We start from the raw sequence: 8045 nt of genomic DNA, 5'->3' as shown, positions 1-8045 counted from the left end.
ATGTAATATAAGCTGCCTAAAAAGAAAAAGTTCTGAATACCTTTAAAAAGGACTCAGAACTCTTTAAATAGCAGGGGTGGTAGGAATCGAACCCACCTCTGGAGTTTTGGAGACTCTTATTCTACCGATGAACTACACCCCTATTTGCAATTTTGCACAACAAAGATATTTATACCATAATTAGATTTCACTGTCAAGAAAAATATGTCATATTTTTGTGAAGTTATGTCATATTTCTTTCAGGGATATCATATTTTAGGTTTAATTGTTTGGAAAAATTAAATGTGTTATGTTGAATATATATAAAAAGTAGGAGGTATACATTTATGAAAAAAAGATTAATGATATTGTGTCTTGCTGTTGCATTGATTATAACATCATTGCCGGGACAAAACGGTTTGAAAAATGTGAAGGCGGAAGATGAAGGAGCAATTAATGACGGAGTATATGTTATTCAATCGGTCTATAACCAAAAAGCAATAACCCAGACAGATGTATCAAATTATTATGCTGATTGCGTTGTATGGAATACTGATGCCCTAAGTGACTTAGCGAGATTTAATGTAAAGGAAGAAGGAGAATATTATACATTTACAAATACTGTTACGGACAAAACTATGAAAATAACAGGAAAAAGTAATGGTGATAAGCTGGATTTTAATGGAAATGATGGTACGGATATTTACAAATGGAAACTGGTTCCTATAACAGAAGGCAAATATGAAGGTTGTTATTATATTGTGTCTGCTGTAAAAAACGACAACGGTGAGGAGGAATGTGCGGAAATTATCAGTGATGATGACAAAAGGGATAAAGATGGTGCTCAGGTTCGTTTGTGGACTAAAGCAAAAAGTATAGATTATGAACCGAGACAAATATGGAAGTTAAAAAAGACCAGTGTGGAATATAATGGATTTACAGAGGAAATGAATGACACCATGGTAAATGCGTTTAAAGATTACTATTATAAATACTATGAAAAAACAGGGTATATGACATTTCATAGTAGTGATGATGGTTTTTGGGGAGAGGCAGAAATAATGGAAGCACTTCTTGATGGCTATGAAACAACAGGTAAAGCAATATATAAAGATATGTTTGTTACAACTTATAAAGATTTTATAGCAACCAACGGAGAAGATTGGGCATGGAAGGATTGGAATGACGATTTGGCATGGGCAGTCTTGGCATCGGTTAGAGCATATATTTTGTTTGGTGATGAACAATACTTAACATATGGTAAACATAATTATGATTTAATGTACGAAAGAGCAAATAAGAGAAGCGACGGAATGCTTATATGGAAAATGAATCATGAGAATGATGATACAACATCCTGTATTAATGGACCTGCAACAGTGGGGGCATGCTATCTGGCTGAAGCAACGGGGGATATGTCTTATTATGAAAAAGCAAAAAAACTGTATTCAGCCTGGAGAAACAGTTCTATGTATGTACGAGAAGGAGAGGAAATAGGGCATGTCTGGGATACAATGCATGAATACTGGTGCTCAACATATAATCAGGGGACATTTATTGGAGCGGCAACAATGCTTTATGAACACTTTGGAGACAATAGTTATTATGAAGATGCCTGCAATGCTGTAAATCATACAATGAAAGCTTTGTGTTATAACAATATATTAATTAAGGAAGATGCATATATCACAGACAACTCAAAAATGCGTGGAATTTTAATGAGATATTTAAGAAAGTTCATAGTGGATTTCAACAGACCGGAATATTTATCATTCTTCCGGGATAATGCAAAAATAGCATGGATGAATAAAAACTCAAAGAATTTGCAATGGTGTGTATGGAATAAGAAAACATCAGAAGATGTAACATGGGAATGCTACACAGCGTATAATGCCATATCTCTTATGGCAAATATGCCTACATATTCTGACAGACTTGAAAGAGATGCATATTCACTTATAGAAGCAGAGGATATGGACTATACTAAAGGTTTGATTTCTGAAAACAGTGATAACACCAGTGGAGGAAGAAGTCTGGGTGGAATTAATAGTGGAGATTACACTGCATACTATAACGTTGATTTTGGAAAAACAGGATGTTCAAAAGTTAAACTTAGATATTCAAGAAAAACAGAAGATGCAGAAAAAAAGGGGAGAATAGAAATAAGGCTTGGTTCTACAAATGGAACCATAATTGCAAGTGTTCCATTAGATAATACAGGTGACTGGAGTGATTGGAGAGAAATTTCTGTTGATACAGCAAGAGTAAAGGGTGTACAAAATTTATATGTCATTTTCAAGTCAGATACTGAACATGTATGTAATTTGGACTATATACAGTTTGAAAAGGCAACAGATAATTCCCAGGGATATATGTTTCTTTATTCAGAGTCTAATGATAAATATGCCCAGTTGAAAAATGGAACAAAAGATACAACTATTTTAGCAAGAAGTACCAGTAGAGGAGATTGGGAGCAAATAGGTATAGTTAATAATTCTGATGGTACAGTTTCATTTAAGTCTTTAGTTACTGAAAAATATATAAGGGCAGCATATGGCTCAAATGGATATTATATTACTGCAAATGCAGATACCATTGATGATGAGTCAAAATTTATAGTTGAAAACTTAAATGAAGAATCAGATGATACATCGGTGGCAATAAAATCTGTTAAGACAGGTAAATACCTGTTAGTTGACCCTGAAGATGAAGAAATGTATATTCTGGCTAATGCAGATAAAGTGACAGGAAATCAAGAAAAATTCAGGTTTTTAACAGCAGATGGAAGCAAAATTTTGCCTAAAGGTGCAATATATAATATTGTAACAAGCCCTGAACTAAAAATAGAGGGATACCAGATAAGTACAACATTAGGAGGAATAAGAACTATTGCGTCTGTTGAACTAAAAATAAATGAAGGACAAGTTGTAAAGTGGGGATTTATTTATGGTGTGTCAGAAGTAGACGGTATAAAAACCAATATTAAGGAATCAGAGATGGTCGTTAATAGTAGTAATAAATATATTGCAAGCTTTGAATCTACCGCTAATGGAACTGCTGCACAAAAATTTGGAGAATCCGATACGGCAACATACTATGTAAGAACAATAAAGTTCGGAGCATTTTCCACTAAGGAATTTACATCAAAGTATATGGTCAGGGCATATGCCGTACTGGATGATGGTACCTATGTATATGGAGACAATATTTCACAATATTCTATTTACGATGTTGCAAAAAATCTTTATGAAAATGTAAAGATGAATACAAAGGAAGCTCATGCCTATCTTTTTAATAAAATAGTTAAAGTTGTTAATAAGGATGCAAAAGAAATAGATTATGATTGGGGAAATACAATAGTCACTCCGTAGTCATAAAAGGAATAAAAAAAGGACTTTTACGCATAATTGTTTTAGGAAATAATTCATAAAAACAATTATGTAAAATAGTAATAAAAGCATACAAAATGCGAAATAGTAAAAATATACAACAACTGTTATAAAATGATACTTGTATATAATTATTCTATGATATATCATACTTGATAAGAAATGAAATTATAAAGACAATGTGGATAGAAAGGAGGAGCCTGTATTGATTAAAGAAACCGTGGATGCAATTAGAATTGCAGAGTCAGATGCTGAAAAAACGGTAATGACGGCAAAGGATAATGCAATGAACATGAAAAATGACATTAAGATAAGGGCACAATCATATAGGGAAGAGGAAACAGATAAAGTGAAAGATAAAGCCCGCAGGGATATGGAAGAAACCATTAAAAGTTGCAGCGAGGCAGACAGAGAATTTAATGCAGAAATTGACAAGCAGGTAATAAAACTAAAGGAAGAGGCAGCAGAAAGGCAGCCAGAGGCAGTAAAAGCTGTAATTGATGCATTGTTTTAGGAGGTTTTTATGGCAGTTTTGCAAATGCAAAAAATTAATATATGCGCAATGAAAGCAAACCGGAAGAAAATTCTTGAGCTACTACAAAAACGTGGTTGTCTGGAGATAATTGAAAAGGATAAGGAAGATGAGGTTTTTACTAAAACCAATACGGCTACCCAGATTTCAATTTTTGAAAGGAATGTTTCTTTAGCTGAAAATGCCTTGGAAATTTTAGATATGTATGCACCTGAAAAGAAGTCAATGTTATCTTCTCTAGAGGGGAAGAAACAGATATCTGATTCGGAATATTTAAAGACAATTAGCGACCAACAGGAAATAATGTCTTTAGTGAACAGGATTATTCAGCAAAAGAAAAATCTTGATGAAAAGGAAAGTCAGATTGCAAAGTATCAGGATGAAATTAAGGCATTAAGCATATGGAAAAATCTTGATGTTCCAATGAATTATCAGGGAACAAAGGATACGGTGTTTATGTTAGGAAGTATCTTAGGAAGTTACACTCAGGAGATTTTAATTTCAGAAATTGAAAAAATAGAAGAGTTTCCAAAGGAAGTATATATTCAGGTAGTAGCTGCTGATAAATTCCAGACATACATTACCTGTATATGTATTAAGGACAAGACGGAAGAAACGGAGAAAGCGTTAAGGCAGCTGGGATTTACCAGGCCTCAGGTGGTGGCACATCACACGCCGGCTGTTTCAATTAAAAACAGAGGGAAGCGCATTGAAAATTTATACAGCGACATAGCTGAAATTAAGTCTGAACTTGCCCGGGAGGCATTAAGCAGACAGTCAATAGAAAGTGTTTCAGACTATTACACTGTAAGGGCTGATAAATACCGGGTTGTAGGAACCATTCTTCAGTCAAAGCACACGTTTTTTGTTAGTGGATTTATTCCGGTGAAAAAATCGGGAAAGTTAATTGAGGAGCTGGAAAAAAAGTTTGTTGTGGCTATTGATACGGAAGAGGTAGGGGAAGATGAAGATGTTCCCGTACTTCTTGAAAATAATAAGACTGCTGCGGCAGTGGAGGATGTGGTAACATCCTTCGGATATCCGGGCAAAAACGAAATCGACCCCACAGCCATTACGGCATTTTTCTATTATGTACTATTCGGTATTATGCTAAGTGATGCAGCCTATGGTTTAATAATATCTCTAGGTTGTCTGTTTGCACTAAAAAAATATCCGGGAATGTCACCAACCATGGAAAAGACTCTTAGAATGTTTAAAAACTGTGGAATTTCCACATTGGTATGGGGCATATTATTTGGCGGATATTTTGGAGATGCAATACAGGTTATTGCCAAAACATTTTTTGACACCACAATAACCATTCCGGCATTATGGTTTGAACCTATAGAAAAGCCAATGGAAATGTTAATATACTGTATGATTTTCGGGATTATACATTTATTTACAGGACTGGCAATAAAGGGATACCAGCTGCTTAAGCAAAAGGATGTAATGGCATTTGTGTGTGACGTGGTTTTATGGTACGTGTTCTTAATAGGACTGATATTGCTATTAGTTCCAACATCATTATTTGCATCCCTTTCAGGAACAACAATAGTTTTTCCGGCAGGTATAAATATGCTGGCAAAGGTAATGGCATTAGGTGGAATGTTGGGAATACTTTTAATGGCAGGAAGAAGGGCAAAAAATCCTATAAAGAGACTGTTATTAGGAGCCTACAGCCTTTATGACACAACCAGCTGGCTCAGTGATTTGTTGTCATATTCAAGACTGTTGGCATTAGGACTTGCCACAGGAGTAATTGCAAAGGTTATTAACACCATGGCAGCCATGGGAGGAAAAAGTATAGGCGGAGTTATACTTTTTATAGTGGTATTTGTATTTGGTCACACATTTAACCTGGCAATTAATCTTTTAGGTTCCTATGTTCACACCAACAGATTACAGTACGTTGAATTTTTTGGAAAGTTTTATGAAGGCGGAAGCAGAGAGTTTAAGCCTTTTAAGGAAAATACAAAATACATTAATGTAAAGGAGAATTAATTATGACATTTGGAGATTTTTTTGAAAATTTAGGATTATTTTATGCATTATTAGGTGCAGCTTTAGCAGTGTTAATGGCAGGTGCAGGTTCAGCCATTGGTGTAGGTATAGCAGGAAGAGCGGCGGCAGGAGTTATGACTGAAGACCCGTCAAAGTTTGCTAAGGTATTAGTTATGCAGTTACTTCCGGGTACTCAGGGACTTTACGGATTATTAATCGGTTTCGTTACATTATCAAAAATCGGAATCATTGGAGGAACTTCCGTACAGGTATCATCTCTTCAGGGACTTGAAATACTCGCAGCGTGTCTTCCAATTGCAATTGTAGGTCTTATTTCTGCAAAGGCACAGGGAAAAACAGCAGCAGCAGGTATCGGAATTGTTGCAAGAAGACCTGAACAGTTTGCAAAGGCAATGTTATTCCCTGCAATGGTTGAAACATATGCTATTTTAGCACTTCTTATTTCATTCCTGGCAATTAACGGAATTTCATTGTAGGAGACGGTATTAAAGGAGATACGTTGAAAAGGAGAAGTGTATGAGTGGATTAGACAACATTGTGCAGGAAATTCATTCTCAGGCACAGAAGGAAGCAAACCGGATTTTAAATGAAGCTGAAGAATATTGCAACGAGTATATGGATGGTGTAAAAGCTGACGTAGCAGTACAGGTAGAACAAATCAATAAAAAATCTTTAGCTGACAGAAAGTTATATGAGGAAAAAACAAAATCCGGTGGTGAATTTAGAAAAAGAAAAACCATACTTATGGCAAAACAGAGCTGCATTAATGAAGTAATTGAAAAAGCAGAAAAGACTTTTTTAGAACTTGAAAGTGAAGAATACTTTAAACTAATGCTTGAATTATTTAAGGCTAATGTAACATGTGAAAAGGGGAAAATCCTGTTTAATGAAAAGGATTTAAGCCGGATGCCTCAATGGTTTAAGGATGAAATTAATCAGGCAGCAAAGGAAAAAGGCGGAGAAATTAAAATAAATGAAAAGCCTGAAAACATTGATGGAGGATTTATTTTAACTTACGGTGATATTGAAGAAAACTGCACGGTAAAATCTCTGTTTATGGCAAATTCAGATAAGCTTAAAGATGTTGCCAATAAAGTATTATTTGGTACCGGAAATTAGGAGGTAATGCCATGGAAAAGGATTATACTTACGGTGTTGCCAGAATAAGGGCATTAGAGGGAAAGCTATTTTCTGATGATGATATGACGGCACTGTTGCAGTGTAGTGATTACAGTCAGTGCATTGCATTTCTAAAGTCCAAGGGCTGGGGAAATGGTGCAGATTCTTTAGAGAAAATGATTTCCATAGAAAAAAAGAATACATCTAAACTTATAAAAGAATTATCAGATGACAGTAATGAAATGGATATTCTTATGATAGGTGACGAGTATCATAACCTAAAGGCGGCAATTAAGCAGGTTTGTACAGACAGTAATAATGACAATATTTTCTATGAAGGAACTAAATTGTCTCCGGAGATTATTATGGAATCCATAAGGCAGGGAAAGTATCAGAAACTACCTGAAAATATGGAAAAGCCGGCTAAGGAAGCAGCAGATACATTGATTCAGACAGGAAGCGGACAGATATGCGATGTAATAATTGATAAGGCAGCTCTTGAGAAAATAAAGGAAATGGGAGAAAATTCCGAAAGTAAGTTAATTAGAAAATATGCCGATACGACAGTTACCATTGCTAATATAAAAATTGCAGTAAGATGTGCCGCCACAGGCAAAAACAGTGATTTTGTAAAAAAATGCGTTGTTAGCTGTGACGGAATAAGCATAAGGGATTTAGCAGCATCAGTAGATGGAGGCATGGAAGGTGTGTGTACTTATCTGGAAAGCACAGGGTTTAAAGATGGGGTAGATGCACTAAAGAAATCCATGTCAGTGTTTGAATGCTGGTGTGATAACAAAATTGTCCAATGTATTAAATCCGAAAAATACAATTCCTTTACTGTAGGCCCAATTATAGCCTATGCCATAGCAAAGGAAATGGAAATTAAGACCATAAAGATAATTTTAACATGTAAGTTAAATGGATTTGATAACGGGTTTATCAGAGAAAGAATGAGGGAAATGTATGTATAAGGTAGCAGTAATGGGTGATTATGACAG

General features: G+C 35.2%; 6 protein-coding genes and 1 tRNA gene. 6 read left to right on the top strand and 1 reads right to left on the bottom strand.

Annotated features, from left to right (window positions below; all coding sequences use genetic code 11):
* Positions 1-71: 71 nt before the first annotated feature.
* Positions 72-142: transfer RNA gene (locus Q5O73_RS09235), tRNA-Trp, on the bottom strand.
* 184 nt (positions 143-326) lie between these two features.
* Between Q5O73_RS09235 and Q5O73_RS09230 the strand changes: the two genes are divergently transcribed.
* From Q5O73_RS09230 to Q5O73_RS09205, 6 genes are all read left to right on the top strand, one after another.
* Positions 327-3350 (top strand): glycoside hydrolase family 76 protein, encoded by a 3024-nt coding sequence (locus tag Q5O73_RS09230; RefSeq protein ID WP_302669541.1) that lies wholly within the window; start codon positions 327-329, stop codon positions 3348-3350.
* A gap of 223 nt (positions 3351-3573) precedes the next feature.
* Positions 3574-3882, top strand: a complete 309-nt coding sequence (locus Q5O73_RS09225; RefSeq protein ID WP_118589786.1) for a hypothetical protein — start codon at positions 3574-3576, stop codon at positions 3880-3882.
* A gap of 9 nt (positions 3883-3891) precedes the next feature.
* Complete coding sequence (locus Q5O73_RS09220; RefSeq protein ID WP_302669540.1) at positions 3892-5904, top strand: V-type ATP synthase subunit I; 2013 nt, start codon at positions 3892-3894, stop codon at positions 5902-5904.
* A 2-nt stretch (positions 5905-5906) separates the two neighbouring features.
* Positions 5907-6401: a V-type ATP synthase subunit K gene (locus Q5O73_RS09215; protein WP_021951865.1), complete on the top strand. Its 495-nt coding sequence runs from the start codon at positions 5907-5909 to the stop codon at positions 6399-6401.
* Between the two features lie 40 nt (positions 6402-6441).
* A complete protein-coding gene (locus Q5O73_RS09210) occupies positions 6442-7044 on the top strand; it encodes a V-type ATP synthase subunit E (RefSeq protein ID WP_302624305.1) in 603 nt (200 codons plus the stop codon).
* A gap of 11 nt (positions 7045-7055) precedes the next feature.
* Positions 7056-8018 carry a V-type ATPase subunit gene (locus Q5O73_RS09205; RefSeq protein ID WP_118589783.1) on the top strand — a complete coding sequence of 321 codons (963 nt, stop codon included), beginning with the start codon at positions 7056-7058 and terminating at the stop codon, positions 8016-8018.
* Positions 8019-8045: the final 27 nt, after the last annotated feature.

This window comes from Eubacterium sp. AF15-50 (assembly GCF_934835595.1).
Taxonomy (GTDB): domain Bacteria; phylum Bacillota; class Clostridia; order Lachnospirales; family Lachnospiraceae; genus Eubacterium_G; species Eubacterium_G segne.
This window is presented reverse-complemented; position numbering and strand designations above follow the sequence as displayed.

Excerpts from the sequence above, each read along its gene's own strand:
- Q5O73_RS09205 (WP_118589783.1), top strand. The coding sequence starts at position 7,056 with ATGGAAAAGGATTATACTTACGGTGTTGCCAGAATAAGGGCATTAGAG.
- Q5O73_RS09210 (WP_302624305.1), top strand. The coding sequence starts at position 6,442 with ATGAGTGGATTAGACAACATTGTGCAGGAAATTCATTCTCAGGCACAG.
- Q5O73_RS09215 (WP_021951865.1), top strand. The coding sequence starts at position 5,907 with ATGACATTTGGAGATTTTTTTGAAAATTTAGGATTATTTTATGCATTA.
- Q5O73_RS09220 (WP_302669540.1), top strand. The coding sequence starts at position 3,892 with ATGGCAGTTTTGCAAATGCAAAAAATTAATATATGCGCAATGAAAGCA.
- Q5O73_RS09230 (WP_302669541.1), top strand. The coding sequence starts at position 327 with ATGAAAAAAAGATTAATGATATTGTGTCTTGCTGTTGCATTGATTATA.